At 67.4% G+C, this 27,000-nt stretch carries 30 protein-coding genes; 20 read left to right on the top strand and 10 right to left on the bottom strand.

Going from position 1 to position 27,000, the window contains the following annotated elements; genetic code table 11:
- Window positions 1–6 precede the first annotated feature (6 nt).
- Both CFB41_RS10005 and CFB41_RS10000 read left to right on the top strand, forming a co-directional pair.
- Window positions 7–966 (top strand): alpha/beta hydrolase, encoded by a 960-nt coding sequence (locus CFB41_RS10005; protein ID WP_089456363.1) that lies wholly within the window; start codon window positions 7–9, stop codon window positions 964–966.
- Between the two features lie 41 nt (window positions 967–1,007).
- Window positions 1,008–1,448: a GNAT family N-acetyltransferase gene (locus CFB41_RS10000; protein ID WP_089456362.1), complete on the top strand. Its 441-nt coding sequence runs from the start codon at window positions 1,008–1,010 to the stop codon at window positions 1,446–1,448.
- 20 nt (window positions 1,449–1,468) lie between these two features.
- Here the strand turns inward: CFB41_RS10000 and CFB41_RS09995 are convergent, their stop codons facing one another.
- On the bottom strand, window positions 1,469–2,314 hold the full coding sequence (locus CFB41_RS09995; protein WP_089440281.1) for an NRDE family protein: 846 nt from the start codon (window positions 2,312–2,314) through the stop codon (window positions 1,469–1,471).
- Between the two features lie 76 nt (window positions 2,315–2,390).
- Complete coding sequence (locus CFB41_RS09990) at window positions 2,391–3,425, bottom strand: folate-binding protein YgfZ (protein ID WP_089456361.1); 1,035 nt, start codon at window positions 3,423–3,425, stop codon at window positions 2,391–2,393.
- Between the two features lie 77 nt (window positions 3,426–3,502).
- Here CFB41_RS09990 and mltG point away from each other — a divergent pair, with 77 nt between their 5' ends.
- From mltG to CFB41_RS09945, 9 genes are all read left to right on the top strand, one after another.
- Window positions 3,503–4,522 carry an endolytic transglycosylase MltG gene (gene mltG, locus CFB41_RS09985; RefSeq protein ID WP_089440279.1) on the top strand — a complete coding sequence of 340 codons (1,020 nt, stop codon included), beginning with the start codon at window positions 3,503–3,505 and terminating at the stop codon, window positions 4,520–4,522.
- Window positions 4,522–5,142 carry a dTMP kinase gene (gene tmk / locus CFB41_RS09980; RefSeq protein WP_039367036.1) on the top strand — a complete coding sequence of 207 codons (621 nt, stop codon included), beginning with the start codon at window positions 4,522–4,524 and terminating at the stop codon, window positions 5,140–5,142. Before mltG ends, tmk begins: the two co-directional genes overlap by 1 nt.
- Before the next feature lie 19 nt (window positions 5,143–5,161).
- Window positions 5,162–6,190: a DNA polymerase III subunit delta' gene (locus CFB41_RS09975; RefSeq protein WP_089456360.1), complete on the top strand. Its 1,029-nt coding sequence runs from the start codon at window positions 5,162–5,164 to the stop codon at window positions 6,188–6,190.
- A 140-nt stretch (window positions 6,191–6,330) separates the two neighbouring features.
- Window positions 6,331–7,110, top strand: a complete 780-nt coding sequence (locus CFB41_RS09970) for a TatD family hydrolase (RefSeq protein WP_089456359.1) — start codon at window positions 6,331–6,333, stop codon at window positions 7,108–7,110.
- A 43-nt stretch (window positions 7,111–7,153) separates the two neighbouring features.
- Window positions 7,154–7,864: an ankyrin repeat domain-containing protein gene (locus CFB41_RS09965; RefSeq protein ID WP_089440277.1), complete on the top strand. Its 711-nt coding sequence runs from the start codon at window positions 7,154–7,156 to the stop codon at window positions 7,862–7,864.
- Window positions 7,865–7,983: 119 nt separating this feature from the next.
- Window positions 7,984–8,340, top strand: a complete 357-nt coding sequence (locus CFB41_RS09960) for a Rap1a/Tai family immunity protein (RefSeq protein WP_089440276.1) — start codon at window positions 7,984–7,986, stop codon at window positions 8,338–8,340.
- Window positions 8,341–8,429: 89 nt separating this feature from the next.
- The gene (locus CFB41_RS09955; RefSeq protein WP_089456358.1) at window positions 8,430–9,602 is read left to right on the top strand and encodes a mechanosensitive ion channel family protein; all 1,173 of its coding nucleotides are present in this window, start codon (window positions 8,430–8,432) and stop codon (window positions 9,600–9,602) included.
- Window positions 9,603–9,632: 30 nt separating this feature from the next.
- Window positions 9,633–10,811 (top strand): AAA family ATPase, encoded by a 1,179-nt coding sequence (locus tag CFB41_RS09950; RefSeq protein ID WP_089440274.1) that lies wholly within the window; start codon window positions 9,633–9,635, stop codon window positions 10,809–10,811.
- 246 nt (window positions 10,812–11,057) lie between these two features.
- The gene (locus CFB41_RS09945; RefSeq protein ID WP_089456357.1) at window positions 11,058–12,122 is read left to right on the top strand and encodes a glycosyltransferase family 4 protein; all 1,065 of its coding nucleotides are present in this window, start codon (window positions 11,058–11,060) and stop codon (window positions 12,120–12,122) included.
- Between the two features lie 105 nt (window positions 12,123–12,227).
- Here the strand turns inward: CFB41_RS09945 and CFB41_RS09940 are convergent, their stop codons facing one another.
- The 3 genes from CFB41_RS09940 to CFB41_RS09930 all read right to left on the bottom strand — a co-directional run bounded on the left by CFB41_RS09940 (window position 12,228) and on the right by CFB41_RS09930 (window position 14,065).
- Window positions 12,228–12,815, bottom strand: coding sequence for a YSC84-related protein (locus CFB41_RS09940; protein ID WP_089456356.1), 588 nt, complete (start codon window positions 12,813–12,815; stop codon window positions 12,228–12,230).
- Window positions 12,816–13,043: 228 nt separating this feature from the next.
- Window positions 13,044–13,493, bottom strand: coding sequence for a hypothetical protein (locus CFB41_RS09935; RefSeq protein WP_179249996.1), 450 nt, complete (start codon window positions 13,491–13,493; stop codon window positions 13,044–13,046).
- A gap of 281 nt (window positions 13,494–13,774) precedes the next feature.
- Window positions 13,775–14,065, bottom strand: a complete 291-nt coding sequence (locus tag CFB41_RS09930; RefSeq protein ID WP_043188161.1) for a PsiF family protein — start codon at window positions 14,063–14,065, stop codon at window positions 13,775–13,777.
- 261 nt (window positions 14,066–14,326) lie between these two features.
- Here CFB41_RS09930 and CFB41_RS09925 point away from each other — a divergent pair, with 261 nt between their 5' ends.
- A complete protein-coding gene (locus CFB41_RS09925; RefSeq protein WP_179249994.1) occupies window positions 14,327–15,349 on the top strand; it encodes an asparaginase in 1,023 nt (340 codons plus the stop codon).
- 83 nt (window positions 15,350–15,432) lie between these two features.
- Here the strand turns inward: CFB41_RS09925 and lysM are convergent, their stop codons facing one another.
- The 5 genes from lysM to gcl form a co-directional block, all read right to left on the bottom strand.
- Window positions 15,433–15,903, bottom strand: coding sequence for a peptidoglycan-binding protein LysM (gene lysM / locus CFB41_RS09920; protein WP_089456354.1), 471 nt, complete (start codon window positions 15,901–15,903; stop codon window positions 15,433–15,435).
- An 11-nt stretch (window positions 15,904–15,914) separates the two neighbouring features.
- The gene (locus tag CFB41_RS38565; RefSeq protein ID WP_256940921.1) at window positions 15,915–16,040 is read right to left on the bottom strand and encodes a hypothetical protein; all 126 of its coding nucleotides are present in this window, start codon (window positions 16,038–16,040) and stop codon (window positions 15,915–15,917) included.
- A gap of 321 nt (window positions 16,041–16,361) precedes the next feature.
- Window positions 16,362–17,255 carry a 2-hydroxy-3-oxopropionate reductase gene (locus CFB41_RS09910; protein ID WP_089456353.1) on the bottom strand — a complete coding sequence of 298 codons (894 nt, stop codon included), beginning with the start codon at window positions 17,253–17,255 and terminating at the stop codon, window positions 16,362–16,364.
- 41 nt (window positions 17,256–17,296) lie between these two features.
- Window positions 17,297–18,106, bottom strand: a complete 810-nt coding sequence (gene hyi, locus CFB41_RS09905) for a hydroxypyruvate isomerase (RefSeq protein ID WP_021162122.1) — start codon at window positions 18,104–18,106, stop codon at window positions 17,297–17,299.
- 43 nt (window positions 18,107–18,149) lie between these two features.
- The gene (gene gcl / locus CFB41_RS09900) at window positions 18,150–19,925 is read right to left on the bottom strand and encodes a glyoxylate carboligase (RefSeq protein WP_089440270.1); all 1,776 of its coding nucleotides are present in this window, start codon (window positions 19,923–19,925) and stop codon (window positions 18,150–18,152) included.
- A 172-nt stretch (window positions 19,926–20,097) separates the two neighbouring features.
- Here gcl and CFB41_RS09895 point away from each other — a divergent pair, with 172 nt between their 5' ends.
- The 8 genes from CFB41_RS09895 to dnaB all read left to right on the top strand — a co-directional run bounded on the left by CFB41_RS09895 (window position 20,098) and on the right by dnaB (window position 26,977).
- Window positions 20,098–21,009, top strand: coding sequence for a substrate binding domain-containing protein (locus tag CFB41_RS09895; protein WP_089456352.1), 912 nt, complete (start codon window positions 20,098–20,100; stop codon window positions 21,007–21,009).
- 176 nt (window positions 21,010–21,185) lie between these two features.
- Window positions 21,186–21,827 (top strand): RNA polymerase sigma factor, encoded by a 642-nt coding sequence (locus CFB41_RS09890; RefSeq protein WP_089456351.1) that lies wholly within the window; start codon window positions 21,186–21,188, stop codon window positions 21,825–21,827.
- On the top strand, window positions 21,817–22,701 hold the full coding sequence (locus CFB41_RS09885; RefSeq protein ID WP_089456350.1) for an anti-sigma factor: 885 nt from the start codon (window positions 21,817–21,819) through the stop codon (window positions 22,699–22,701). Before CFB41_RS09890 ends, CFB41_RS09885 begins: the two co-directional genes overlap by 11 nt.
- Before the next feature lie 240 nt (window positions 22,702–22,941).
- Entirely contained in the window at window positions 22,942–23,316 is a 375-nt protein-coding gene (gene rpsF / locus CFB41_RS09880; protein ID WP_006402295.1) for a 30S ribosomal protein S6, read from the top strand.
- Between the two features lie 40 nt (window positions 23,317–23,356).
- Window positions 23,357–23,656, top strand: a complete 300-nt coding sequence (priB, locus tag CFB41_RS09875) for a primosomal replication protein N (RefSeq protein WP_011657069.1) — start codon at window positions 23,357–23,359, stop codon at window positions 23,654–23,656.
- A 4-nt stretch (window positions 23,657–23,660) separates the two neighbouring features.
- Window positions 23,661–23,936 (top strand): 30S ribosomal protein S18, encoded by a 276-nt coding sequence (gene rpsR / locus CFB41_RS09870; protein WP_006486248.1) that lies wholly within the window; start codon window positions 23,661–23,663, stop codon window positions 23,934–23,936.
- Between the two features lie 27 nt (window positions 23,937–23,963).
- Entirely contained in the window at window positions 23,964–24,416 is a 453-nt protein-coding gene (gene rplI, locus CFB41_RS09865; protein ID WP_021156519.1) for a 50S ribosomal protein L9, read from the top strand.
- Between the two features lie 140 nt (window positions 24,417–24,556).
- The gene (gene dnaB / locus CFB41_RS09860; protein WP_089440267.1) at window positions 24,557–26,977 is read left to right on the top strand and encodes a replicative DNA helicase; all 2,421 of its coding nucleotides are present in this window, start codon (window positions 24,557–24,559) and stop codon (window positions 26,975–26,977) included.
- Window positions 26,978–27,000: the final 23 nt, after the last annotated feature.

Genomic DNA, 27,000 nt, shown 5'->3' with positions numbered 1-27,000 from the left:
TCACCGATGCCGCTGAATCCGAAGATCGCCCAGGTGCTCGACATGATCGAGCGCGCGAAACGTCCGTCCTATCACCACCAGACGCCGCAGCAGGCGCGCGCCGCGTACGAGAAGAGCGCGCCGATCCTCGACGTCGCACCGGCGCCGATGCATTCGGTCGAGGCGTGCGTCGTGCCGACGCGCGATGGCCGCACGATCGGTGCGAGGCTGTACCTGCCGGTCGCGCCGAGCCTCGCGGAGCCGCTGCCCGCGCTCGTCTACTACCACGGCGGCGGCTTCACGGTCGGCAGCGTCGATACGCACGACGCGCTGTGCCGGATGTTCGCGCACGACGCGCAATGTGCGGTGCTGTCGGTCGGCTACCGGCTCGCGCCCGAACACAGGTTTCCGACCGCGGTGAACGACGCCGCCGACGCGTTGCAATGGTTGCATCGCGAAGCGGCCACGTTCGGCATCGATGCCGAGCGATTGGCCGTCGGCGGCGACAGCGCGGGCGGCACGCTCGCGACCGTCTGCGCGGTGCTCGCACGCGACGCGGGCATGCGCCTTGCGCTGCAGATGCTGATCTACCCGGGCGTGACGGGCTTCCAGGACACCGAATCGCACGCACGGTTCGCGAACGGCTACCTGCTGACACAGGACACGATCCAGTGGTTCTTCACGCAATACGTGCGGGATCCGGCGGACCGCGACGACTGGCGTTTCGCACCGCTCGACGGCACGCGCGATGCGCCGTCGTTCGCGGGCGTGGCACCGGCATGGATCGCGACGGCCGAATACGATCCGCTGAGCGACGAAGGCGCCGCGTATGCGGAGAAGTTGCGCGCGGCGGGAAACGCGGTCACGCTGGTCTGCTATCCGGGGATGATCCACGAATTCTTCAAGATGGGCGGCTACGTGCCCGAAGTGCGGGCCGCGCATGCCGACGCGGTCGCGGCGTTGAAGGCCGCATTCGACGACGTTTGACGGTGGTTGTTTGGCGGCGTACGCGCCATATGGGAGCTGCGATGACGAACGGCGTGGTGGAAACGGGCGACTGGACGGTACTCGGCGGCGACGCCGCGCGGATCCGCGACGCGGTGTTCGTGCGCGAGCAGCAGATACCGCCGGAATGGGAACTCGACGACGACGATCCGCTGTCGCTCCATGCGGTGGCGTACCGCGTCGATGCGGCGACCGGCACGCGCCGCGCGGTCGCGACGGGGCGGCTGCTGCCGTCCGGCACGATCGGTCGCGTCGCGGTGCTGGCCGACGCGCGCGGGCAGGGCGTCGGGTCAGCCGTGCTGAACGCGCTGCTGGAGGCGGCGCGGCGCCGCGGCGAAATCGTCGTGCGGCTCTACGCGCAGGATTCGGCCGTGTCGTTCTACCTGCGGCACGGCTTCGCGGCGGTCGGTGAACCGTTCGTCGAAGCCGGTGTGCCGCACGTCGAGATGGCGCGCGCGCCATAGCGCGGCGCCTGCTCGCGGGCTCAGCGCGGCGGCGTCGCGTCGACGTCGAACGTGAGGGCGCGCTCGAACGTGCCCGGGCGAACGGTGCGGTGCGAGCCGTCGTCGTCGCAGCGTTCCTTGATCTCGACCGTCAGCCGCACGCCTTCCTTCATCGTGACGCGCAGCGCGGTCGTGCCGCGCGTACCGTATTCGGGTGTCTCGATGAACGCAGCCGACAGCGCACGCTCGCGCTCGATCGGAATGCCGGTGTGCGGCAGGGCGTCGTCGTCCGCGACATGCGGGTCGCGCATCAACGCGATCAGTTCGTCGAGCGACGGGGTGGGATTGTCGGTGAGCAGCGTGCCGAGTTCCGCGCGCTTGCGCACCACTTTCGGCCAGGGCGTATCGAGCCGCGCATTCGACAGCGCGTGCACGCCGGGCGCGATCGCGACGGGTGCGGCGACAGCACTCTCACCTTCGGGCGCGCGATTGCAGAACCACGCGAGCTCACGCCGACGCCAGTCGCCGACGAGCAGGTTGAAGCCGTTGTAGACGGCCGCATGCTCCGCGAGCCGCCCGAGGTAGTCGAGCGGCGCGACGGACGGACCGCCGAGGAAGTCGGACACGAGCTTGCCGCGGGTCGGTGCGCCCGCGCGGATGTCGAACGGCGCGCGGTAGTTCGTCAGCGCGGCGAAACGGCCGTCGCGCGACACGCCGAGCCACGTGCCGCCTGCTTCGAGATCGCGGCCGGCCAGCACGCCCGGTACATCTTCCCACCACGAGAGCGGCGCGCTGGTTCGACGAAAGAACTCGTCACGGTTGGCGGTGAGGGTAAAGACGGGACCGGCGGCGACATCGGGCTGCCAGTCGAAGGCAATCAGACACATCGGGCGAATCTCTCGCAGGAAACATCGGGCGCCGGCTGCGACTCGCGAGCCGGCGCGCGAACGGGTTGTCAGTGCATCACGCTTCCGTCGGCCACGCGTACGGCAGCGTATCGAACGCGAGCGCCGGGCCGTCGGCCGAACCGAGGTGCACCGTGCCGCTGTCGAGCGCGGCGAGCTTGATCTCGACGAGCGCGTCGACACCGCCCGCGGGCGCGGCCGCCGCGTTGACGATCATCCCGCAGGGCTGGCCGGGATCGTCGCTGTGGAACAGCTCGACGCCGGCATGCACGGTATCGGTCTCGCCGGCGACATGCGCGAGCGCCGTGCGGCGCTTGATCGTGCCGCGGTACTGGCTGCGCGCGACGATTTCCTGGCCCGGGTAGCACCCTTTGCGAAAGTTGACGGCGCCGATCACGTCGTAGTTGACCATCTGCGGCACGAACTGTTCGACGGCAGGCTGCGTGATGCGCGGTTCGCCCGCGCGGATGTCGAGCCAGTCCCACACGGCCGGCGACACGACCGGCAGCGACCCGCCGAGCGCGGCGATGCGCGCGTCGACCTCGGCGCGCGGGCCGATCCACAGATAACGCTTGCGACCGGCTGCGTCGGGTACGCGGATCAGCGTACCGGCGGGGCCGTCGACCTTCACGTGCACGCCGTCCGGCAGCGCGTCGAAGATGCCCGACAGCGCGTCGCGCACGTCGCCCGCGAAACCGACCACCGCGAGCGTGTCGCTCGCATCCGTCAGCTTCGCCTTGGCGCGCAGCACGAACATCGACAGCCGCTTCTGCACGGCGGCCTGCACGTCCTTCGACACCAGCAGGCGCACGCCGTGGCCGGCGCGCCACGCGAGGAACGAGCCGAGGAGGCGCCCCTTCGGCGAGCAGTAGCCGGACAGCCGCGCGCTCGCGGCGTCGAGATGTTCGATGTCGTTGGTGAGCTGGCTGTGCAGGAACGTCGCGGCATCATCGCCGGCCACGTCGATCACGCCGAACTGCGGCAACGGCACGCAGGCGCCCGGCGCATCGAAATCGGCGGCGGACGGGCGGGGGAAAACGGGGAGCGAGGCGGGTGCGGCCTGGACTGCCGGTGAAGCGAACGGTGTGCTCATGGAATGAGGGAACAGTCAACCCTGACTTTGACGGAGGCGAGCAAGTATTATATGGGTCTTACCTGAGTCACGTTTCCATGTCCCTACTGAAGAAATGCGCCGCGACGATCGTGGCGCTGGCCGTCGTCGTGGCCGCTGCCGGCGCGGGCGGCGGATATTACTGGGCAACCCGGCCGCTGCTGCTGGGTTCGGCATCGCTCGACGTCACGATCAAGCCGCGCAGCAGCGTGAAGAGCGTCGCGCTGCAGTTGAAGCGTGGCGGCGTGCCGGTCGAGCCGCTCGGCTTCGTCGCGATGACGCGCGTGCTCGGGCTGTCGAGCCGGCTCAAGTCCGGCAACTACGAATTCAAGACCGGCATCACGCCTTACGAGGTGCTGCAGAAGATCGCGCGCGGCGACGTGAACGAGTATGTCGCGACGGTCATCGAAGGCTGGACCTTCAAGCGGATGCGCGCGGAACTCGACGCGAACCCCGATCTTGCGCACGCGACGGCCAGCATGAGCGACGCCGAGCTGCTGCGCGCGATCGGCGCGCCGGACAGCGCGGTGCAGCGCGGCAGCGGCGAGGGGCTGTTCTTCCCCGACACCTATCTGTTCGACAAGGGCACGAGCGACCTGAACATCTACCGGCGCGCGTACCATCTGATGCAGACGCGTCTGGACGAGGCCTGGGCCGCGCGCGTGCCGGGCCTGCCGTACAAGACGCCTTACGAAGCGCTGACGATCGCGTCGATCGTCGAAAAGGAAACGGGCCATGCGGCCGACCGAGCGTTCGTCGCGGCCGTGTTCGCGAACCGGCTGCGCATCGGCATGCCGCTGCAGACCGATCCGTCGGTGATCTACGGGCTCGGCGATGCGTACGACGGCCGCCTGCGCAAGCGCGACCTGCAGGCCGACACTCCTTACAATACCTACACCCGACGCGGGCTGCCGCCGACGCCGATCGCGTTGCCGGGCGTGGCCGCGCTGCAGGCGGCGATCAATCCGGCACCGACGAGCGCACTCTATTTCGTCGCGAAAGGCGATGGCACGAGCGTGTTCTCGGACACGCTCGGCGACCACAACAAGGCCGTGGACAAGTACATACGAGGTCAATAATGGCGAGCGGTAAATTCATCACGTTCGAAGGCATCGACGGGGCGGGGAAGACCACCCACCTGCAATGGTTCTGCGAACGCCTCCAGGGCAAGCTGGCCGCGGCCGGCCGGCAAGTCGTCGTCACCCGCGAGCCGGGCGGCACGCAGCTCGGCGAGAAACTGCGCGAGATCCTGCTGAACCAGCCGATGGATCTCGAGACGGAAGCGCTGCTGATGTTCGCCGCGCGCCGCGAGCATCTCGCGCTCGTGATCGAGCCGGCGCTCGCGCGCGGCGACTGGGTCGTATCCGATCGCTTCACCGATGCGACGTTCGCGTACCAGGGCGGCGGCCGCGGGCTACCGCGCGACAAGCTCGAGACGCTCGAGCGCTGGGTGCAGGGCGGGTTCCAGCCCGACCTGACGGTCCTGTTCGACGTCGCGCCGCAAGTCGCGAGCGAGCGCCGCGGCGCCGCGCGCATGCCCGACAAGTTCGAGAGCGAATCCGACGCGTTCTTCTCGCGTACGCGCAGCGAGTACCTGCGGCGCGCGGAAGAGGCGCCGCACCGCTTCGCGATCGTCGATGCGACGCAGACGATTCCCGAGATCCGTCAGCAGCTCGAACGCGTGCTCGCCGCGCTGTAATTCGCAAGGAACGCACCCCATGATCTATCCGTGGCAAACCGACGACTGGAACCGCCTGCAGCAATTGCGCGCGCAATGGCCGCACGCGCTGCTGCTGCATGGCCAGGCCGGGATCGGCAAGCTGCAGTTCGCGCAGCATCTCGCGCAGGGCTTCCTGTGCGAATCGCCGCAGCCGAACGGCGAGCCGTGCGGCGCCTGCGCGGCCTGCACGTGGTTCTCGCAGGGCAACCATCCGGACTACCGGATCGTGCTGCCCGAGGCGCTGGCGGGCGAGGCGCCGGGCGCCGCCGACGACGCGAAGGCGGCCGACGCGGACGAAGGCGGCAAGAAGACGCGGGCGCCGAGCAAGGAAATCAAGATCGAGCAGGTGCGCGCGCTGCTCGACTTCTGCGGGGTCGGTTCGCACCGCGGCGGCGCACGCGTCGTCGTGCTGTATCCGGCCGAGGCGCTCAACGTCGCCGCGTCGAACGCGCTGCTGAAAACGCTCGAGGAACCGCCATCCGGCGTCGTGTTCCTGCTCGTGTCGGCGCGCATCGACCGCCTGCTGCCGACCATCATCAGCCGCTGCCGGCAGTGGCCGATGGCGGTGCCGGCGCCCGACGCGGCCGCGGCCTGGCTCGCCGCGCAGGGCGTCGAGCATGCGCCGGCGCTGCTCGCCGAGGCCGGCGGTGCGCCGCTCGCCGCGCTGGCGCTCGCGAGCGACGAGAACCGCCCGCTGCGCGACTACACGCTCGGGCAGCTCGCGGCCGGGGCGGCCTGCGACCCGTTCGCGTGCGGCGAGACGCTGCAGAAGCTGCCGGTGCCGCTGGTGCTCGGCTGGCTGCAGCGCTGGCTGTACGATCTGCTCGCGCAGCGGATGGCGGGCGCGCCGCGCTACTTCCCGATGCACGCGGCGGCGCTCGCGCGCTGCGCGGAAGCGGTCGATGCGAACGCATTCGCCCGCTTCATGAAGGCCGTGACGCGGCAGCGGACGGTCGAGAACCATCCGCTCAACGCGCGGCTCGTATTCGAGGAATTATTTCTCGGATATCGGGAAATGTTCGCGTGATCCGGCATTGTTTCTCGCGGGTTGCGAAACGATGACCGGCCTACACCGCGACGCGACCGTGGCCGTCCGGCCCGCGAACGCCGCCCGTTGCCGCATGCCGGTGCGCGCATGAGCGCCCGCCTTACGTATTAGGAAACACGATGTTCGTCGACTCTCACTGCCATATCAATTTCAAGGGCCTGGCCGGCCGCCTGCCGGCCGTTCTCGAGAACATGCGCGAGCACGACGTCACGCACGCGCTGTGCGTGTCGGTCGACTTCGAGACGCTGCCGGAGGTCCTGGCGATCGCGGACGCGCACGACAACGTCTATGCGTCGGTCGGCGTGCATCCCGATCACGAGGACATGCACGAGCCGACGCTCGCGGAGCTCGTCGAGCTGGCCGCGCACCCGAAGGTCGTCGCGATCGGCGAAACGGGCCTCGACTACTACCGTCTCGAAGGCCGCTCGATCGACGACATGGAATGGCAGCGCGAACGCTTTCGCACGCATATCCGCGCGGCGACCGCGACGATGAAGCCGCTGATCGTCCACACGCGCTCGTCGTCGGAAGACACGTTGCGGATCATGGCCGAGGAGCGTGCGGACGTGCCGGGCGGCGTGATGCACTGCTTCACCGAGCCGTGGCCGGTGGCCGAGCAGGCGCTCGCGCAGAACTTCCATATCTCGCTGTCGGGCATCGTCACATTCAAGAACGCGACCGACGTGCAGGACGTCGCGCGGCGCGTGCCGCTCGACCGGCTGCTGATCGAGACCGACTCGCCGTACCTCGCGCCGGTGCCGTATCGCGGCAAGCCGAATGAACCTGCGTACGTCAGCCATGTCGGACGCTTTATCGCATCCGAGCGCGGGATCGCCGTCGAGGCGCTCGCCGATGCGACGACGCAGAACTTTTTCCGGCTGTTCAAGATCGCCCGCTAACGACGGGCGCGCAGCCGACAACCCAGGGAAGGAGCCCACAACAATGACGAAGCCGACCAACCATCTGCCGAAACGCGCACTCGTTGCCGCCGCGCTCGTCGCGAGCGGCCTGTTCGCGGCAGCCGGCGCGCATGCCGAATCGCTCGATGCGATCGTCAAGGCCGTCAAGTTCGACGACATCGCCGACATCGGCAAGCAGCTCAAGAGCGGCAAGCTCGACCCGAACACGATCGCGCCGAACGGCGACCCGCTGATCGTGATCGCCGCGCGCGAGAAGTCCGACAAGGTTGCGGCGGCGCTCGCCACGACGCCGAACGTCGACCTCGAGAAGGAAGACAAGGCCGGCGAAACCGCGCTGATGCTCGCGTCGCTGAACGGCGACGTCGGCCTCGCGAAGCTGCTGATCGACAAGGGCGCGGAAGTCAGCAAGAAGGGCTGGGCGCCGCTGCACTACGCGGCCACCAATGGCCAGGATGAAGTGGTGAAGCTGCTGCTCGACCACGATGCGTACATCGATACCGCATCGCCGAACGGCACGACGCCGCTGATGATGGCCGCACGCGGCAACCATCCGTCGACGGTCACGCTGCTGCTCGACCAGGGCGCCGACCCGCAGGTGAAGAACCAGCTCGGCATCACCGCGCTCGAATTCGCGAAGCACTACAACGCGCCGGACGCGATCGAGATCCTGAGCAAGCGGACGACCCGCATCGGGGCATCGACGCCGGCAGAGGCGCAAAAGAGTGCAAAATGACGGTTTTCGGTGCGGCAGACGGTGCCCGCCCGGCCGGATTCCGGCCGGAGCAGGGCGTCCCGGCGCCGCGCCGGCCAAGGTAGCAGGCGGTCTCGGGCCGCATTGACATAAGGAACCCCATGTTGCGCGCAATGTTTTGTGCCGCGGTGTTTGCCGTGCCGTTGTCGGCAGCGGCGTTCACGGGCGCTGATCTCGACCGGCTGTGCGCGAAGACGGACGTCAAGTCGCGGGCGTCGTGCGCGGCCTACATCGAAGGCGCCGCCGACGGCGTCTACAACACCATCGATGCGATCGGCGGCACGACGGGGCCGCGGGTCGGCCAGTATTTCTGCCTGCCGCCCGACATCCGGGCGCAGCAGATGACCGATGCGGTGCGCAAGTACATCGCGGAAAATCCGAAGCTGGCCGACTACAACGCGAGCACCGCGGTGTCGCTCGGTCTCGGCAAGGCGTTTCCCTGCAGGAGCGGCAGCTGACCTGACGCCGTGTCCGGGCCCGCGCGCGGCCCGGGCGTCGCCGACGCATCCAGGACGAGGCGTGCGCGCCTCATTACCCAAGGGCGCCGATGATTTCAATCGAGGAACTGCGGCGCATCACCGATGCGCCGCTGCATTCATGGCTCGGCACGCTGGCCGTGTCCGTCATCGTCTTGCTGGTCGTCACGGTCGTGCACCGTCTCGGCGCACGCATCGTCAAGCGCATCGCGCAGCCGTATCCGTTGATGAGTGCGATCCTGCGCTACATCGACAGGCCGTCGCTCGTCGTGCTCGCGCTGCTGGCGCTCGAATTCCTGTGGGTCCAGGCCGACGACGGCATGTCGTTCGTGCGCGGCATGCGCACGGCGGCGGCGGTCGGCTCCATCGTTTCGCTCACGTGGCTGCTGGTGCGGCTTGCGGCCGGCGTCGGCGACGCCATCATCCAGGCCCATCCGATCGATACGGCCGACAACCTGCAGGCCCGGCGCATCCATACGCAGGCCAAGGTACTCGTGCGGACCGTGATGGTGCTGATCGTGATCATCGGCACCGGCGCTGCGCTGATGACGTTCCCGAACGTGCGCCAGGTCGGCGCGAGCCTGCTGGCGTCGGCCGGTGTCGCGGGCCTGGTCGCCGGTATTGCCGCCCGGCCGGTGCTCGGCAACCTGATCGCGGGGCTGCAGATTGCACTCACGCAGCCGATCCGGCTCGACGACGTGGTCGTGATCCAGGGCGAGTGGGGGCGCATCGAGGAAATCACCGGGTCGTTCGTGTCGGTGCGGCTGTGGGACCAGCGGCGCCTCGTCGTGCCGCTGCAGTGGATCATCGAGAATCCGTTCACGAACTGGACGCGCAGCAGCTCGGAAATCATCGGCACGGTCTATCTGTCGGTCGATTACCGCACGCCGCTCGCGCCGCTGCGCGAGGAGCTCGCGCGGCTCGTCCACGCGGCACCGGAGTGGGACGGCCGCGTGCAGGTGCTGCAGGTGACCGACGCGACGGAGCGCACGATGCAGTTGCGCGCGCTCGTCAGCGCGGCCGATTCATCGTCGTGCTGGGATCTGCGCTGCCGCGTGCGCGAAGGGTTGATCGCCTACCTGCAGGACCGCTATCCGCAATGCCTGCCGCGCAGCCGGATGGAACTGTATCCGCACGATGCCGCGCCGGATGCGCCGAATCCCGAACGGCCGCACGCGCGCTCGCCTGCCGCCAGTACGGCGGCCAATACCGCGGCCGACCCGCAGACCGCCGAAGGCCGCTGACAGCGGCCCGCATGCTCACCGTCCATCGTCATGACCGCGCTGAACACGCTCGCCATCGCCAATTACCGCTCGCTGCGCGAGCTGATCGTGCCGCTCGCGGCGCTCAACGTCGTCACGGGGCCGAACGGCAGCGGCAAGTCGAGCGTGTACCGCGCACTGCGGCTGCTCGCCGATACCGCGCAGGGGCGCGTGATTCCGTCGCTTGCCCGCGAAGGCGGGTTGCCGTCGACGTTGTGGGCCGGCCCCGAGCGCTTTTCGCGGGCGATGCTGGACGGCGACGCACCGGTTACCGGCACGGTGCGCAAGGGGCCCGTGAGCCTGAAGCTCGGCTTCGCCTGCGACGATTTCGGCTATGCGATCGATCTCGGCATGCCGGTGAAGAACGACGCGACGCAGTTCTCGCTCGATCCGGTGGTGAAGCGCGAGTGCATCTGGGGCGGCGCGATGTTGCGCCCGTCGACGCTGCTGGTCGACCGTCAGGGCGCGCAGATCCGCGCGCGCACCGCCTCGGGCGACTGGCAGACGATTCCGCAGCCGGTGGCGAGCTTCGACAGCATGATGACCGAGTTCGCCGATCCGACCGGCGCACCCGAGATGATCGCGGTGCGCGAACGGATCCGCTCGTGGCGCTTCTACGATCACTTCCGGACCGATGCGCAGGCGCCGGCGCGACAGTCGCACATCGGCACCCATACGCCGGTGCTCGCGGACGACGGCGCCGACCTGGCCGCCGCGTTGCAGACGATCCGCGAGATCGGCGACGGCGCGGCACTCGATGCGGCGCTCGACGACGCGTTTCCCGGCGCGTCGGTCGAGATCGACAATCCGGGCGGCCGTGGCCGCTTCGACGTGCTGATGCGCCAGCCGGGGCTGCTGCGGCCGCTCGCGGCGGCCGAGCTGTCGGACGGCACGCTGCGCTACCTGCTGCTCGCGGCCGCGCTGCTGACCCCGCGGCCGCCGGCGCTGATGGTGCTGAACGAACCGGAGACGAGCCTGCACCCCGATCTGCTGCCGGCGCTCGGCCGCCTGATCGCGCAGGCGGCGCAGCGTTCGCAGGTGCTCGTCGTGTCGCACGCCGCACGGCTCATCGCGACGCTCGAGCGCGAGGCCGGCTGCGAATCGCTGGTGCTCGACAAGCAGCTCGGCGCGACCGGGCTCGTCGATGCCGATACGCGCGACCTGCCGCCGTGGAAGTGGCCGTCGCGCTGACGGGCAAGGCGGGGGCAAGCGTTTGGGCGCGATCGGCGCATAGGGGGCCGGATCGGCCCGACAGGCGGAATGTATCCGGCCTGTAACAACACCCATAAAATGAAAGACGGGCGGTTCCGCGCGGCGGGATCGCGAATAATGAAGGGATATCCGGCCGGCGCTGCATGGGGGGCGGGGCGTGAAAGCCCGAAGGCCCGAAGGCCCGCCGGCCGTGCCGCAACGGACAGGACACAGGAGACGTGGACCATGAGAATTGCCCAGATCGCGCCGCTGACCGAATCGGTGCCGCCGAAGCTGTACGGCGGCACGGAGCGTGTCGTGTCCTACATCACCGAGGCGCTCGTCGAGCTTGGCCATGACGTGACGCTGTTCGCGAGCGGCGATTCGACGACGCGGGCGAAGCTCGAGCCGGTCTGGCCGCGCGCGCTGCGGCTCGATTCGTCGATCCGCGACCGGGTCGCGCCGCACATGCTGCTGATGGAGACGGTCGCGCGCCGCGCGAAGGACTTCGACGTGCTCCATTTCCACATGGACTACTACTCGTTCTCGGTTTTCAACCGGCAGGAAACGCCCTACGTGACGACGCTGCACGGCCGGCTCGACCTGCCCGAGCAGCAGCCGGTGTTCGACACGTTCAACACGGCGCCGGTGATCTCGATCTCGAACGCGCAGCGCCAGCCGTTGCCGCAGGCGAAATGGCTGACGACGGTCTACCACGGGCTGCCCGATACGCTGTACATGCCGCAGCCCGTCGAGCCGCGCTATCTCGCGTTCCTCGGCCGCATTTCGCCGGAGAAGCGCGTCGACACGGCGATCCGCATCGCCCGCCAGTGCGGGCTGCCGATCAAGATCGCCGCGAAGATCGACGCGGCCGACGAGGAATACTTCGAGCGCGAGATCAAGCCGCTCTTCGCGTTGCCGCACGTCGAATTCGTCGGCGAGATCGCCGATCACCAGAAGGCCGAATTCCTGTCGGGCGCGCATGCGCTGCTGTTCCCGATCGACTGGCCGGAGCCGTTCGGTCTGGTGATGATCGAGGCGATGTCGTGCGGCACGCCGGTGATCGCGTTCAACCGCGGCGCGGTGCCGGAAGTGGTGGACGAGGGCGTGTCGGGTTTCATCGTCGAGGACGAAATCAGCGCGGTGGCCGCCGTGAACCGGCTGCACCTGCTGCCGCGTGCGCGCGTGCGGCAGCGCTTCGAGGAACGCTTCACGTCGCGCCGCATGGCGCAGCAGTACGTCGACGTCTACCAGTCGGTGATCCGCGCGCAGAAGCGCTCGCGCTTCAAGGTGATCGACTCGACGACCTGACACGCGACGCGCACGACGCGCGCGGATGAAAAAACGGCGATGCCCGCAAGGACATCGCCGTTTGTGCATGGCCCGCGCGCGGTGCGCACGGGCGGTGCGCGAGCGTCAGATCTTCAGCTTCGTGACCTTCGTGCCGTTGATCGACACGTCACCCATCAGGCCTGCGTTCGTCAGCACGACGACCTGGACCGGCGCGGTGGCGGTGTTGGAGTCGACCGCGCCGTTCGCGCCCATCTTCACGAGCGCGACCGATGCGCCGGCGCCGGCTGCCCAGCCGTCCGAGCCGCGGAATTCGTCGAGCGCTTCCTGCGTCATGAACAGGAACACGATTGCCTTCGACTGCGCACCGGCCTGCAGGCCGACCGACAGCGACGACGTGTTGTAGTAGCCGACCGTGCTGCCGCCGACGCGCAGTGCGCCGTTGCCGGACTGGCCGCCGACGATGAAGCCGGCCTGGATGACGTCCGGGAAGACGAGCACGCCGCGCGACTTCGCGACGAGTTCGCGCGAACCCTTGACCGTGGAGTACATGCGCGACAGCGTGGCGTCGACGCTCGAGTCGATTGCCTGGCGCTTCGACGCGCTCGTTGCGGCATTGTCCGGCTTGTCCGGGGTGGTGGTGCAACCGGTGAGCGCAAGGCTACCGACGATGAGCGCAGCGGCGGCTTTCAGCACAAGATTCCGTTTTTGCATCGTTCTTCTCCATCGGATGATGTTCGGAGTGAGTCTCGCTCAGGGAGCGGATCACGTCGGCAGTTATATCACAGCGGATTACAGCCTCTTTTCATTGCGACGTGAAAAAGCGTCAAATCGCGCGGGGATGTCGCGGCGCGCCAACGGACGAACCGGCACCCCCGCGCCGACCTCGGGTCGGCGTGCGGCAAACACGGTGGTCGATCGGATGTCGGCGCCTGCCGCGCATCAGTGCGTGACGGGTGGAACAGGCGGCTTGATCGGGGGACGGCGCAGCGCGCGGCGGATCAGCGCGATCACGACGCCGCAGGCGAACAGGAACGCGGCCGGCACGACCCAATAGCCGACGAACGCGTGCCACAGATAGCCGGCGAGCGTATTGCGGCGCACCACGTATTCGTCGCGGGCCGCCTGCTGGCGCGGCGCATTGGCGGCGAGCACGTCGGCAGGGCAGCCGGCCGTGCGCGCCTCGTCAGGATCCCCGTGGCACTTCGCGGCGGCGCCGGCGGCCTGCTGCGCATCGGTGAGCTGCCAGGTGGTCAGCGCGAGTTGCAGGTCCGCCTTGTTGTACGCCATCTCCTCGCGGATCTCGCGCACGGCGACGATCGCGACGGGCACGGCCCAGAATACGATCACGATCAGCCAGCGGCGGAACCAGCGGTGTTGTCTCCATGCCATCCATGCCTCCGTTTGACGCGTGTGCGCGTCTGTCTCGAGGGCGGCCCGATGGCGCTTCTTGTACTTGGATGGGCCGCGTTGCAGCCATCATAGAAGAAAACGCGGCGAATTGCCGCACCATGTGGCGGCGCCGGCACGGCGAGCCGGGGAAGCGGGGCAGGAGCCGTCACAAAAGCGCGGAAGAGGCGCGCGGGCGGGGCGCGTCGATGCGCGTGCAACGAAAACAAAAATGCCGCGCCCGCCGAAGCGGTGCGCGGCATTCGATACGGGAGCGCCGGAACTCAGGCGGCCGGCTGGCTGCTCAGGCAGCTCTTCATGAACGCCTTGCGGTCGTCGCCTTTCTTGCCGGTGGCCTGCGTGTTGCATGCCTTCATCTTTTCCTGCTGCGACATCGCCTTCGCGGGCTTCGCCGACAGGCAGTCCTTCATGAACGCCTTGCGTTCGTCGCCCGTCTTGCCGGCTGCCTGGGTGTTACAGGCCTTCATCTTGTCCTGCTGGCTGTTCGCCGCGAACGCGGGGGAAGCCAGCATGCCGCCGAGAAGCACTGCGGCTACGAGCGATTGGATTTTCATTTCGACACTCCCATGGGGTGAATTGCGTGTTATCGACGCCGTCACGAAGCACCGTGCAATGAGGATAGGGTCGCATCGCACAGCGCGCTCCGATTATGGCAAATCAATGTGAAAACACCAAAACGGCACTTTCTATAACGTTGCGGACACCACGGCCGTTGACGGCACGTGTTGCCGAACGATCGGGACAAACCATGATGCGCGGCGGCCGGCGTCGGCCGCCACGCCGGAACCTGGCCGCAAGCCTTTACAATCGCGGCCATGAATACTTCGAATTCCGCATCCCCTTCGTCCGCGGCGGCCCTGCCGCGCATCGCCGTGCTCGCCACCGGCGGCACGATCGCCGGTGCCGCGCCCGACGCGGCCAGCACGGCCGGCTACCAGGCCGGCGCGCTCGGCGTCAATTTCCTGGTCGACGCGGTGCCGGCGCTCGCGTCCGTCGCGCGAGTCGACGCCGAGCAGATCGCCAGCATCGACAGCAAGGATCTCGCGCTGCCGCTGTGGAATGCGCTCGCCGCGCGGATCGACGCGCTGATGGCCGACCCGGCGGTCGACGGCATCGTGATCACCCACGGCACCGACACGCTCGAGGAAACCGCGTACGCACTGCACCTGGTCGTCAACGGCGACAAGCCGGTCGTGCTGACGGCCGCGATGCGGCCGGCAACCGCGCTGTCGTCGGACGGCCCGCTGAACCTGCTGAATGCGGTGACGGTGGCCGCGCATCCGTCCGCGCGCGGGCAGGGCGTGCTGGTCGCATTCAACAACCGGATCCACGGCGCGCGCGACGTCGTGAAGACGAGCACCTATGCGGTCGATGCATTCCAGTCGCCGGAGCTCGGCGCGCTCGGCTGGGTGCAGGATGGCCGGGTCGAATTCGCCCGCCGCGTCACGCGTTCGCGCGACACGCCACTGGCGATCGCCGCCGCGTGGCCGCCTGTCGAAGTCGTCGCGAGCTACGCGGGCGTGACGCGCACGGCCGTCGACGCGCTCGTCGCGGCCGGCGTGCGCGGTCTCGTCGTCGCGGGTACGGGCAACGGCTCGATCCATGCGACGCTGCAGGCGGCGCTGGCCGATGCGGTGAAGGCGGGCGTCGCGGTGGTTCGCGCGTCGCGCGTCGGGTCGGGGCACGTGATGCGCAACGGCGCCGCGAGCGACGATGCGCTCGGCTTCGTGAGCGCAGGGTCGCTGAACCCGTTCAAGGCGCGCGTGCTGCTGATGCTCGCGCTCGCGAACGGCATTCACGGCCGCGATGCGCTGCAGCGCGCGTTCGATACGCTGTGACCGGCTGATCGACGCGCGCGTCGCCATGAAAAAAGGCAGGCCATAGGCCTGCCTTTCTTTGTCCGTCAGTCCGGCAAAAATGCTCAGGACTGCGGCGGAATCACGAGCTTCTGGCCCGGGTAGATCCGGTCCGGGCTAGACAGCATCGGCTTGTTCGCCTCGAAGATCACCGGGTACTTGTTCGCGTCGCCGTAGACTTCCTTGGCGATCGCCGACAGCGTGTCGCCCGGCTTCACGTCGTGGTACCGCACTTCCGGATCGTCCGGCTGCAGATCGTCGTCGTTGACGCCCGCGACGCCTTGCACGTTGCCGGCCGCGACCTTGACCTTGGCCTTCGTGTCGAGGTCGGCGACGCTGCCCGACAGCGTCACGGTGCGCGATGCGCCGTCGAACGCCACGGTCAGGTTCGACGTATCGAGACCCTGCGTGTTGATGTAGTTCTTGATGGCATCGGCCGCGGTCTGGTTTGCGGCATTCGGATCTTCCGCGGCTTGCGCATCGGCATGACCCAGCAGTTTTTCGCCCGCCTCTTTGATAAACGAAAGAAGACCCATCGTTGCACTCCTTAGGTGGTTGAAAAGAAAACGCGCCGTGAAGTGGCGAAAAAAACACCGCGCTGGGCGCGGTCACCGGAGGTGAACGCAAGCGCGGCGATTTTCTCGAAAGGCGTGGCGAAAGTGTAGGCGTTCATGACGACGATTGCATGAAAAATCGCACGCTTGAACGTAAAGAAATGTAATACGCGAAATCCGACAGGCGGACACCCGACGACGACGTCTGACCGACCAAGGCTTCCCCGGCGTCGCCGGGTGCCGCTGCGGACCCCACCACGCCGCTCTCAGCCCAGAGCGGCGCTTTTCGCCCCGTCCCGCATGCCGTCGGCAGTGCAGGGCGGGGCGCCCCACCGTGACGCGCGAGCGTGTCGCGCATCGATGCGACCGGCCGTGCCGGTCACGTGTGTCTGTCGCGCGCGTCCGCCATCGCAGCGCAAACGCGCATCGTTGCAGCCGTGTTACGCGGCCGGCGTCTGGCCGATCTCGAAGTTCGACATGATCTCGAGCGCACGCACGAGTGCCGAGTGATCCCATGCCTTGCCGCCGTGCGATGCACACACGCTGAACAGCTGCTGCGCGCTGGCCGTGTGCGGCAGCGCGAGGCCGAGCTTGCGTGCGCCGTCGAGCGCGAGGTTCAGGTCCTTCTGGTGCAGCTCGATGCGGAAGCCCGGATCGAACGTGCGCTTCGTCATCCGCGCGCCGTGCACTTCGAGGATGCGCGACGCGGCGAAGCCGCCCATCAGCGCCTGGCGCACACGCTCCGGATCGGCGCCCGAACGTGCGGCGAACAGCAGCGCTTCGCCCACCGCCTCGATGTTCAGCGCGACGATGATCTGGTTCGCGACCTTGCAGGTCTGCCCCGCGCCGTTGTCGCCGACGAGCGTGATGTTCTTGCCCATCTTCTCGAACAGCGGCCTGGCGCGCTCGAACGCCGCCTCCGGGCCGCCGACCATGATCGTCAGCGTCGCTTCGCGTGCGCCGACTTCGCCGCCGGACACCGGCGCGTCGAGGTAGTCGCAGCCGAGTGCGTTGATCTGCTTCGCGAATTCCTGCGTGTCGAGCGGCGAGATCGAGCTCATGTCGATCACGAGCTTGCCGGCCGTCAGGCCCTTCGCGACGCCGTCGTCGGCGAACAGCACGTTACGCACGTCCGGCGTATCCGGCACCATCGAGATGATGATGTCCGCGTTCTTCGCGACTTCGGTCGAGTTCGCGACGACCTTCGCGCTCGTGCGCAGGTCGTCCGGGATCGGGAACGCGCCGTTCACGACGAGCTGATGGTCGCCCTTGAGCAGGTTGCGCGCCATGTGCGCGCCCATGATGCCGAGGCCGATGAAACCGATGGTTGCCATGTGAAAGTCTCCTATAGGGCTGAAAACGGAAAGGGCGGATCTCAGGCGGCGCGACGCGCCGAGCCCGGTGCGCAGCCGGCGACGCTGTGCAGCCAGCCGAGGCCTTCCGTCGTGGTGGTGCGGGGCTTGTACTCGCAGCCGACGTAGCCGGCATAGCCGAGCCGGTCGAGCAGCGCGAACAGGAACGCGTAGTTGATCTCGCCCGTGCCCGGCTCGTTGCGGCCCGGGTTGTCCGCGAGCTGGACGTGGCCGATCGATGCGAGGTTGCGTTCGATCGTCGCGGCCAGTTCGCCTTCCATGCGCTGCATGTGATAGATGTCGTACTGCAGGAACAGGTTGTCCGAGCCGACCGCGCGGATCACGTCGAGCCCTTCCGACGAGCGGTTCAGCGCGAAGCCCGGGATGTCGAAGCTGTTGCACGGCTCGACGAGCAGACGGATGCCTTCGCGCTTCAACGCGTCGGCGGCAAAGCGCAGGTTGTCGACGATCGTGACGAACGTCTTGTCGCGCGCCGTGCTGGCCGACGGGATGCCGACGAGGCAGTTCAGCTGCGGCACCTTCAGCGCCTTCGCGTACTCGATCGCACGGCCGACCCCTTCCTGGAACTCGCCGACGCGATCGGGCAGGCATGCGATGCCGCGCTCGCCCTGGTCCCAGTTGCCGGCGGGGAGGTTGTGCAGCACGAGGCGCAGGCGATGCGTTTCGAGCCGCTCGGCGAGTTCCTCTTTTGCGTACGGATACGGGAACAGGAACTCGACGGCGTCGAAGCCCGCGTCGGCGGCCGCCTTGAAGCGGTCGAGGAACGGCACTTCGTTGAACAGCATGGTCAGGTTTGCAGCAAACTTCGGCATGAGCTAAGCCTCTTCGGTCGGTCAGTCAAAAATGTCGTGCGGTTCAGTCGAGCATCGAGATAGCGGTCGGTGCGTGCTCGGCCTTTTCGGCGAGATCCTCGAATTCGTTGATCGCGTCGATTTCGGTGCCCATCGAGATGTTCGTCACGCGCTCGAGGATCACTTCCACGACCACCGGCACGCTGAACTCTTCCGCGAGCGTTTGCGCCTGGCGCAGCGCCGGCTCGATCTCTTCCGGCTTGAACACGCGCAGCGCCTTGCAGCCGAGGCCTTCCGCGACGGCCACGTGGTCGACGCCATAGCCGTTCAGTTCCGGTGCGTTCACGTTGTCGAATGCGAGCTGCACGCAGTAGTCCATATCGAACGCACGTTGCGCCTGGCGGATCAGCCCGAGGTACGAGTTGTTCACGACGACGTGCACGTACGGCAGCTTGAATTGCGCGCCGGCGGCCAGTTCTTCGATCATGAACTGGAAGTCGTAGTCGCCGGACAGCGCGACGATCGGGCGGCTCGGGTCCGCTGCCCGCACGCCGAGCGCGGCAGGAATCGTCCAGCCGAGCGGGCCGGCCTGGCCGCAGTTGATCCAGTTGCGTGCCTTGAACACGTGCAGGAACTGCGCGGCGGCGATCTGCGACAGGCCGATCGTGCTGACGTAGCACGTGTCGCGGCCGAACACCTTGTTCATCTCTTCGTACACGCGCTGCGGCTTGACCGGCACGTTGTCGAAGTGCGTCTTGCGCTGCAGCGTGCGCTTGCGTTCCTGGCATTCCGAGACCCAGGCGCTGCGGTCCTTCAGCTTGCCGGCGGCCTTCCATTCCTGCGCGACGGCGACGAACAGTTCCAGCGCGGCTTTCGCGTCCGACACGATGCCGAGATCCGGGCCGAACACGCGGCCGATCTGCGTCGGCTCGATGTCGACGTGCACGAACTTGCGGCCCTTCGTGTAGACCTCGACGCTGCCCGTGTGGCGGTTCGCCCAGCGGTTGCCGATGCCGAGCACGAAGTCGGACGCGAGCAGCGTGGCGTTGCCGTAGCGGTGCGACGTCTGCAGGCCGACCATGCCGGCCATCAGCGGGTGGTCGTCGGCAATCGCGCCCCACGACATCAGCGTCGGGATCACCGGCACGCCGATCGTTTCGGCGAACTGGACGAGCAGGTCTTCGGCCGCTGCGTTGAGCACGCCGCCGCCCGACACGATCAGCGGCTTGTCCGCGTCGTTGAGCATCGCGAGCGCCTTCTCGATCTGCGCGCGGGTGGCCGCGGGCTTGTAGACCGGCAGCGGTTCGTACGTGTCGATGTCGAATTCGATTTCGGCGAGCTGCACGTCGATCGGCAGGTCGACCAGCACCGGTCCCGGACGGCCCGAGCGCATCAGGTGGAATGCCTGCTGGAACACGCGCGGCACGAGCGCCGGCTCGCGCACGGTGACGGCCCACTTCGTGACGGGCTTCGCGATCGACTCGATGTCGACGGCCTGGAAGTCTTCCTTGTACAGGCGGGCACGCGGTGCCTGGCCGGTGATCGCGAGGATCGGAATCGAGTCGGCGGAAGCGGAATAGAGGCCGGTGATCATGTCGGTGCCGGCGGGGCCCGACGTGCCGATGCACACGCCGATGTTGCCCGGGGCCGCACGCGTGAAGCCTTCGGCCATGTGCGACGCGCCTTCGACGTGGCGTGCCAGTACGTGGCTGATGCCACCCGACTTGCGCATGGCCGAGTAGAACGGGTTGATCGCTGCGCCCGGCACGCCGAACGCGGTCTGGATGCCTTCTTTCTCGAGCACGAGCACAGCAGCGTCGACGGCTCTCATCTTGGCCATGAATGTCTCCTTGAATGGGGTGGATCTTGCAAATGGGTCTGTTGGGGACACTTTAGGGATGCAGGAAAGGTTTGATAAGATCAGCCGGAGTCGCTTTTTTCGAAACTAAAAGTATGGAATGACGGCCGGGCGGGGTTTTCCGCCGGTGCCGGCATAGAGACGGAGGCGGGAGATGGATCGCTTCAAGCAGATCGAGACGTTCGTGCGGGTGGCCGATGCCGGCAGCCTCGCGGCGGCGGCGCTCGAGGAGGGCGTGTCGCCGGTGGTGCTCGGGCGGCGCATCGATGCGCTCGAAAAGCGTCTCGGCGTGAAGCTGATGTACCGCTCGACGCGGCGCCTCGTGGTCAGCGAGGAGGGCGCCGCGTTCCTCGAGCGCTGCCGCGGCCTCCTGTCCGAGTGGGACCAGGCCGAGAACGAACTGGCCGCCGGGCGGCGCGCGGTCAGCGGGCACCTGATCGTGTCCGCGCCGGCCGCATTCGGGCGCAAGCACGTCGCGCCGCACGCCCCCGGCTTTCTGGCCGACAAGCCCGAGATGCAGCTGTCGTTCAACCTGACCGACCGCGTCGTCGATCTCGTGCGCGAAGGCTACGACCTGTCGATTCGGATCGGCGGGGCCGTCGATCCGAACTTCGTCGCGGTGAAGCTCGCATCGAACCGGCGCGTCGTGTGCGGCACGCCCGAGTATTTCCGCCGGCACGGCCGGCCGAAGTCGCTCGACGACCTGCTCAGGCACAACTGCCTGGCGTTCAACCTGCAGGGCGGGCAGAACCGCGGCTGGTATTTCCAGCGCCACGGCAAGATCGCGACGATGCGCGTGGCGGGCAATCTCGACTGCAACGACGGCGAACTGCTGCACCGCTGGGTGGCCGAAGGTCTCGGGCTCGGCTGGCGCTCCACCTGGGAAATCGCCGCGCAGCTCGAGACGGGCGAGCTGGAAACCGTGCTCGACGAATATGCGTTGCCGGACTACGACATCCTCGCGGTCTACCCGCAGCAGCGCTACGTGCCGGCGCGTGTGCGCTACTTCATCGACTACCTGCGTGCTGCTTACGCGAGCCCGGGCTACTGGAGCACCACGCCGTAACGGCGCGGACGGCCCGGCCACCGGGCTGTCCGGCATTTTTTTACGCTTCGGGCGTGCGGCTCGGGAATAAACTCGACGCAACGACGGTAAGGTCATCGAGCGTGCACGTTGCCAGTCTGTCCGGGCGCCGTGCTCGGAACGGGCGCGGCTTCGGCCGCCGGGACCAGGGAGGCCATGTGGGGCAAGCCGGACAGGCGATCGAAGAGCGGTCGGCGGACGACGCGGTGGCGCGCGGCGAGCGGTTTCGTGCGCTCGTGCTGCCGCATCTCGACGCCGCGTACAACCTCGCGCGCTGGCTGAGCGGCAACGCCGGCGATGCGGACGACGTCGTCCAGGACGCGTGCATGCGCGCACTGCGCTTCGTCGATTCGTGTCGCGGCGACAACGCCCGGCCGTGGCTGCTGACGATCGTGCGCCACACCTGGTACACGGAATGGCGGCGCCGCACGCATGCGCACGAGGTTGCGCTGCCCGACACGCTCGACGACACGGACGTGCCCGACGACTGGCAACCCGCGACCGACGATCCGCTCGCGCACCTGCTGCGCGGCGAGAACGTGCGGCTCGTGAACGAAGCGCTCGCGAAGCTGGCACCCGAATACCGCGAGGTGCTCGTGCTGCGCGAGATGGAGGACCTGAGCTACCGCGAGATCGCGGCGATCGCGGACGTGCCGGTCGGCACCGTGATGTCGCGGCTCGCACGCGGCCGGTGCCGGCTCGCCGCGCTGCTGGGCGGCGAGCCGGCACCGGCGGCCGCAGGCAGGCCCGGCCGTACGCCGGCTGGCGGAACCGCATCGGAGGCTATCGATGGACTGTAACGAAGCGCGAGCGTTGCTGGACGCGGACGTCGACCGCGAGCTGTCGGCGCCCGATGCGTTGCGGGTCCAGCAGCATGTCGAAGGGTGCGAAGCGTGCCGTCGTGAGCGCGCGCGGATCGTCACGCTGGTGCAGGCCGTGCGCCAGGCCGACTACCATCGTGCGCCGGATGCGTTGCGGGCCAGCATTCTCTCGAGCCTGCCGGCAGCGGCCGATGCGCCCGTGCGCGAGCAGGCGCAGCCCGAACCGAGGTCAAGGCCGCAGGCGCGTCCGCGTGGCCGCCGCTGGTTTTCGTGGCTGACGGATCAAGGCGGAGCAGCACGCCCGGCGTCGGCCGGCATGGGGCCGCGCGTGGCCGCGCTGCCCGGCCTCGGCTGGGGCGTCGCGCTGCTGGTGGCGCTTGCCGCGGCGGGCGGGATGACGTTGTCCGCCCGCCATGCCGATACCGACCGCACGGTCGACGAACTCGTGTCGAGCCACGTGCGGGCCGACCTGTCGGCGCGCGACATCGACGTGATCTCGACCGACCGGCACACGGTCAAGCCGTGGTTCAACGGCCGGATCGACTATGCGCCGCCGGTCGAGGATCTCGCGGCGGACGGCTTCGCGCTGGTCGGCGGCCGGCTCGACTACGTCGGGCGGCGTCGCGTCGCGGTGCTCGTCTACCGTCACCGGCAGCACGTGATCGACGTCTACGTGCGGCCGGCCGGCGAGGGGCCGGGAGCGCCGTACACGACCGTGTCGCAAGGCTACGCGCTCGACCGCTGGGAGGCGGCCGGCATGACCTGGTGGGCCGTGACCGACGCCGAACCGTCGGCGCTCGCGGCATTCAGGACCGCGCTCGATGCGCGACTCGGCGTGACACGCACCGAGTGACGGCACCTCGGCGGGGCTGCGGCCCGCCGCGCTTCTGTTCCGACCCTGACCGGGAAATGCGCCCAAGAGCAGCCGGCCTGCCCCGGTTCGCCCCTTCAAGTCTTTGAAAACATGGCCGAATCCGTGCACGAGTCGTCGATTAGCCTTGCACGCGCCCCGTATCCGGGTTAGAATCTTCGGCTTCTCACTTGCCACACCGGTTCAGACGCCCGGGTGGCTTTAATCCACAAGGAGTGTGTAATGCGTCATTACGAAATCGTATTCATCGTGCACCCCGATCAGAGCGAGCAAGTGCCCGCGATGATCGAGCGTTACAAGACCACGATCACGTCGCACGGCGGTCAGATCCACCGCGTCGAAGACTGGGGCCGTCGCCAACTGGCCTACATGATCGAGAAACTCGCGAAGGCTCACTACGTCTGCATGAACATCGAGTGCGACCAGACGACGCTCGACGAACTCGAACACGCGTTCAAGTTCAACGACGCCGTGCTGCGCCACCTCATCGTCAAGATGAAGAAGGCCGAAACCGGCCCGTCGCCGATGATGAAGGAAGTTCAGCGCGAAGAAGCCAAGAAGGCGGCTGCAGCTCAGCCGACCGAAGCGCAGGCTTAAGTTCGTCATTCATTAAGCCATCAAGGAGCGCGTCACTCACGTGAACAGGTTGCAATTGACGGCGAGCGTCGTCGAACGCGCACCGGTGCGATATACGCCGGCAGGTGTTCCGATCGCAAGCGCCACATTGCATCACCGCACGGAAGTCGTCGAAGCAGGCATTCCCCGTCAGGTCGAAATGACGATCGAGGCGGTGGCGGCCGGTGAGGCGAGCGGCAGGCTGGAAAGCCGTGAAATGGGCGTCGAAACGCTGTTCACGGGCTTCCTGGCAAAGAAAAGCCGCAACGCGAGAACCTTGGTGTTTCACATCACAGCATTGCAGGACATTGGAAAGGACTGAAATCATGCCCCGCCCGACTGGTAAGAAATTCGACAAGCGTCGTCAGCAACAAAACCCGCTCTTCAAGCGCAAGAAGTTCTGCCGTTTCACGGCTGCAGGCGTCGAGCAGATCGACTACAAGGACACGGAAACGCTGAAGGACTTCATCGGCGAAAACGGCAAGATCACGCCGGCTCGTCTGACGGGTACGAAGGCGCACTATCAGCGTCAGCTGGATACGGCCATCAAGCGTGCGCGTTTCCTCGCGCTGCTGCCGTACACCGATCAGCACAAGGCGTAATCAGGCGACGCAATAAGGAGAATTCGAATGCAAATCATTCTGTTGGAAAAAGTCGCCAATCTGGGTAACCTCGGCGACATCGTCAAGGTCAAGGACGGTTACGCTCGCAACTTCCTGATCCCGAACCGCAAGGCTCGCCGTGCAACGAAGGAAGCGATCGCCGAATTCGAAGTTCGCCGCGCCGAACTCGAAAAGATCGCCGCTGAAAAGCTGGCAGCATCGCAGGCAGTCGGCGAGAAGCTGAACGGCCAGTCGTTCGAAATCACGCAGAAGTCGGGCGTTGACGGCCGTCTGTTCGGCTCGGTCACGAACGGCGACGTCGCGGAACTGCTGAAGAAGGCAGGTTTCGAAGTCGAGAAGCTGCAAGTTCGCATGCCGGAAGGCCCGCTGAAGATGATCGGCGAGCACAACGTCCAGGTCGCGCTGCATACGGACGTCGTCGTCGACGTCACGATCAACGTGATCGGCGACCACGCGTAAGCGTACGCAAGCTTTCCGGGCGGCTTCCGCCGTCCGGACAAGGGCAGGCGCCCGGGCAACCGGGGCCTGCCTTTTTTTATTGCTCGTTCGCCGGTGGCCGGTATGGCGCCGTCCTGTGTAATTCGCGATAATCCCAACCCATGAACGCGCCGCAAGATCCTCAAATCGAATCGCTGAAAGTCCCGCCGCATTCGGTCGAAGCCGAGCAGTCGGTGCTCGGCGGCCTGTTGCTCGACAACGCGGCCTGGGACCGGATTGCCGACTTCCTGTCGCAGGGCGATTTCTACCGCTACGACCACCGGATCATTTACGAGCACATCGGCCGCCTGATCGCGTCGACGCGCCCGGCCGACGTCGTGACCGTGTACGAAGCGCTGACCACGTCCGGCAAGGCCGACGACGTCGGCGGGCTGGCCTACCTGAACGCGCTCGCACAGAACACGCCGAGCGCGGCGAACATCCGCCGCTATGCGGAAATCGTGCGCGACCGCGCGGTGCTGCGCCGGCTCGTGTCGGTTGCCGACGAAATCTCGGCCGATGCGTTCAACCCGCAGGGCAAGGAAGTCCGCCAGCTGCTCGACGAGGCCGAATCGAAGGTGTTCTCGATCGCCGAAGAGGGCGCGCGCGGCAACCAGGGCTTCCTCGAGATCGGCCCGCTGCTCACGCAGGTCGTCGAGCGCATCGATACGCTGTACCACACGGCGAACCCGAGCGACGTCACGGGCACGCCGACGGGCTTCGTCGACCTCGACCGGATGACGTCCGGGATGCACGGCGGCGAACTGATCATCGTCGCAGGGCGCCCGTCGATGGGTAAGGCGCAGCCGCTCGATGCTCGCGTCAGGACGCTCGCCGGCTGGAAGCGGATGGGTGAGCTGGCGGTGGGCGATCAGCTGGCTTCGGCCGATGGCGCGCCATCGGCGGTGACCGGCATCTATCCGCAGGGGGAGCGGCAGGTGTACCGCGTCCGCTTCTCGGACGGTCGTTCTGCCGAGTGCTGCGACGAGCATTTGTGGTGCGTCCATTACCGGGAGTGGGCGAAGCCTCGCATCCTGAGCACGGCGGAAATCCGTACGCTGCTGACGCGCGAGCGCTATCGCAACCGTTTGTGGATCGACATGGCGAGCGGTGATTTCGGGCATACGGAGGCACTGCCCGTCGACCCGTGGGTACTCGGCGCTTTGCTCGGCGACGGCTCGATGGGGGGTACGGCGGTGCGATTCAGCGTCAAGGCCGAGGAGACGCTGGAGCGGATGCGTGCGCGGGTCGATGCGACGCTCGAACTCGAACATGCGGGGCGGTACGACTGGCGAATCAAGCGCCGGCCGGCCGGTTCGGTATCGCGGCCGACGGTCAACCCGTTGAAGGCGGCGCTCGAGCGGCTTGGTGTCTGGGGGCGCACGAGCTACGACAAGTTCATTCCGCGCGAGTACCTCGACGCGGGCAAGGACGCGCGACTTGATCTGTTGCGTGGGTTGCTCGATACCGATGGCTGGGTCGAATCCTGGGGCACGGTGCGTTACTCGACCGCGAGTCCGCAACTTGCGCGCGACGTCCAGGAGCTGGCGCGCTCGCTCGGCGCCTGGTGCCAGATTTCGGAAAAGGCGACCAGTTTCACGTCGCATGGCCAGCGCGTGGCCGGCGTGACGGCGTACGTGTGCACGATCAGCCATCCGGATCCTCAGGATCTTTTCCTGTTCGAGGGTAAGCGCGAGCGGCTGGCGAGCGGGCGTTCGCGCCGCAAGATGCCGGTGATCGTCGGCATCGAGCCGACGCGTCGCACGGCGACGCAGTGCATTTCGGTGTCGCATCCGTCGCGCTTGTACGTGACCGACGACTATGTCGTGACGCACAACACCGCCTTCTCGATGAACATCGGCGAATACGTCGCGGTCGAGTACGGGCTGCCGGTCGCGGTGTTCTCGATGGAAATGCCGGGCACCCAGCTCGTGATGCGGATGCTCGGCTCGATCGGCCGGCTCGACCAGCACCGGATGCGCACGGGCCGCCTGACGGACGAGGATTGGCCGAAACTGACGCACGCGGTGCAGAAGATGAGCGAGGCGCAGCTCTTCATCGACGAAACCGGCGGCCTGAACCCGATGGAATTGCGCTCGCGCGCCCGGCGGCTGGCGCGGCAATGCGGCAAGCTCGGCCTGATCATCGTCGACTACCTGCAGCTGATGTCGGGTTCGTCGCAGGGCGAGAACCGCGCGACCGAAATCTCGGAAATCTCGCGATCGCTGAAGAGCCTCGCGAAGGAACTCGACGTGCCGGTGATCGCGCTGTCGCAGCTGAACCGCGGCCTCGAACAGCGTCCGAACAAGCGCCCGGTGATGTCGGATTTGCGTGAATCCGGCGCAATCGAACAGGACGCGGACGTGATCCTGTTCATCTACCGTGACGAAGTCTACAACCCGGACAGCCCCGACAAGGGCACGGCCGAAATCATCATCGGCAAGCAGCGTAACGGCCCGATCGGCCCCGTTCGGCTCACGTTCCTGGGGCAATACACGAAGTTCGACAACTTTGCAGGGGCACAGACGTTCTACGGCGAGTAACGCCGGTTGTAAAGCCCTAAATC

This window comes from Burkholderia sp. AU33803 (genome assembly GCF_002223095.1).
Classification (GTDB): domain Bacteria; phylum Pseudomonadota; class Gammaproteobacteria; order Burkholderiales; family Burkholderiaceae; genus Burkholderia.
This window is presented reverse-complemented; position numbering and strand designations above follow the sequence as displayed.

What these genes read in the sequence shown, in the direction of transcription:
- CFB41_RS10005 (WP_089456363.1), top strand. Translation starts at nt 7, where the DNA reads ATGCCGCTGAATCCGAAGATCGCCCAGGTGCTCGACATGATCGAGCGC.
- CFB41_RS10000 (WP_089456362.1), top strand. Translation starts at nt 1,008, where the DNA reads ATGACGAACGGCGTGGTGGAAACGGGCGACTGGACGGTACTCGGCGGC.
- CFB41_RS09995 (WP_089440281.1), bottom strand. Translation starts at nt 2,314, where the DNA reads ATGTGTCTGATTGCCTTCGACTGGCAGCCCGATGTCGCCGCCGGTCCC.
- CFB41_RS09990 (WP_089456361.1), bottom strand. Translation starts at nt 3,425, where the DNA reads ATGAGCACACCGTTCGCTTCACCGGCAGTCCAGGCCGCACCCGCCTCG.
- mltG (WP_089440279.1), top strand. Translation starts at nt 3,503, where the DNA reads ATGTCCCTACTGAAGAAATGCGCCGCGACGATCGTGGCGCTGGCCGTC.
- tmk (WP_039367036.1), top strand. Translation starts at nt 4,522, where the DNA reads ATGGCGAGCGGTAAATTCATCACGTTCGAAGGCATCGACGGGGCGGGG.
- CFB41_RS09975 (WP_089456360.1), top strand. Translation starts at nt 5,162, where the DNA reads ATGATCTATCCGTGGCAAACCGACGACTGGAACCGCCTGCAGCAATTG.
- CFB41_RS09970 (WP_089456359.1), top strand. Translation starts at nt 6,331, where the DNA reads ATGTTCGTCGACTCTCACTGCCATATCAATTTCAAGGGCCTGGCCGGC.
- CFB41_RS09965 (WP_089440277.1), top strand. Translation starts at nt 7,154, where the DNA reads ATGACGAAGCCGACCAACCATCTGCCGAAACGCGCACTCGTTGCCGCC.
- CFB41_RS09960 (WP_089440276.1), top strand. Translation starts at nt 7,984, where the DNA reads ATGTTGCGCGCAATGTTTTGTGCCGCGGTGTTTGCCGTGCCGTTGTCG.
- CFB41_RS09955 (WP_089456358.1), top strand. Translation starts at nt 8,430, where the DNA reads ATGATTTCAATCGAGGAACTGCGGCGCATCACCGATGCGCCGCTGCAT.
- CFB41_RS09950 (WP_089440274.1), top strand. Translation starts at nt 9,633, where the DNA reads ATGACCGCGCTGAACACGCTCGCCATCGCCAATTACCGCTCGCTGCGC.
- CFB41_RS09945 (WP_089456357.1), top strand. Translation starts at nt 11,058, where the DNA reads ATGAGAATTGCCCAGATCGCGCCGCTGACCGAATCGGTGCCGCCGAAG.
- CFB41_RS09940 (WP_089456356.1), bottom strand. Translation starts at nt 12,815, where the DNA reads ATGCAAAAACGGAATCTTGTGCTGAAAGCCGCCGCTGCGCTCATCGTC.
- CFB41_RS09935 (WP_179249996.1), bottom strand. Translation starts at nt 13,493, where the DNA reads ATGGCATGGAGACAACACCGCTGGTTCCGCCGCTGGCTGATCGTGATC.
- CFB41_RS09930 (WP_043188161.1), bottom strand. Translation starts at nt 14,065, where the DNA reads ATGAAAATCCAATCGCTCGTAGCCGCAGTGCTTCTCGGCGGCATGCTG.
- CFB41_RS09925 (WP_179249994.1), top strand. Translation starts at nt 14,327, where the DNA reads ATGAATACTTCGAATTCCGCATCCCCTTCGTCCGCGGCGGCCCTGCCG.
- lysM (WP_089456354.1), bottom strand. Translation starts at nt 15,903, where the DNA reads ATGGGTCTTCTTTCGTTTATCAAAGAGGCGGGCGAAAAACTGCTGGGT.
- CFB41_RS38565 (WP_256940921.1), bottom strand. Translation starts at nt 16,040, where the DNA reads ATGAACGCCTACACTTTCGCCACGCCTTTCGAGAAAATCGCCGCGCTT.
- CFB41_RS09910 (WP_089456353.1), bottom strand. Translation starts at nt 17,255, where the DNA reads ATGGCAACCATCGGTTTCATCGGCCTCGGCATCATGGGCGCGCACATG.
- hyi (WP_021162122.1), bottom strand. Translation starts at nt 18,106, where the DNA reads ATGCCGAAGTTTGCTGCAAACCTGACCATGCTGTTCAACGAAGTGCCG.
- gcl (WP_089440270.1), bottom strand. Translation starts at nt 19,925, where the DNA reads ATGGCCAAGATGAGAGCCGTCGACGCTGCTGTGCTCGTGCTCGAGAAA.
- CFB41_RS09895 (WP_089456352.1), top strand. Translation starts at nt 20,098, where the DNA reads ATGGATCGCTTCAAGCAGATCGAGACGTTCGTGCGGGTGGCCGATGCC.
- CFB41_RS09885 (WP_089456350.1), top strand. Translation starts at nt 21,817, where the DNA reads ATGGACTGTAACGAAGCGCGAGCGTTGCTGGACGCGGACGTCGACCGC.
- rpsF (WP_006402295.1), top strand. Translation starts at nt 22,942, where the DNA reads ATGCGTCATTACGAAATCGTATTCATCGTGCACCCCGATCAGAGCGAG.
- rpsR (WP_006486248.1), top strand. Translation starts at nt 23,661, where the DNA reads ATGCCCCGCCCGACTGGTAAGAAATTCGACAAGCGTCGTCAGCAACAA.
- rplI (WP_021156519.1), top strand. Translation starts at nt 23,964, where the DNA reads ATGCAAATCATTCTGTTGGAAAAAGTCGCCAATCTGGGTAACCTCGGC.
- dnaB (WP_089440267.1), top strand. Translation starts at nt 24,557, where the DNA reads ATGAACGCGCCGCAAGATCCTCAAATCGAATCGCTGAAAGTCCCGCCG.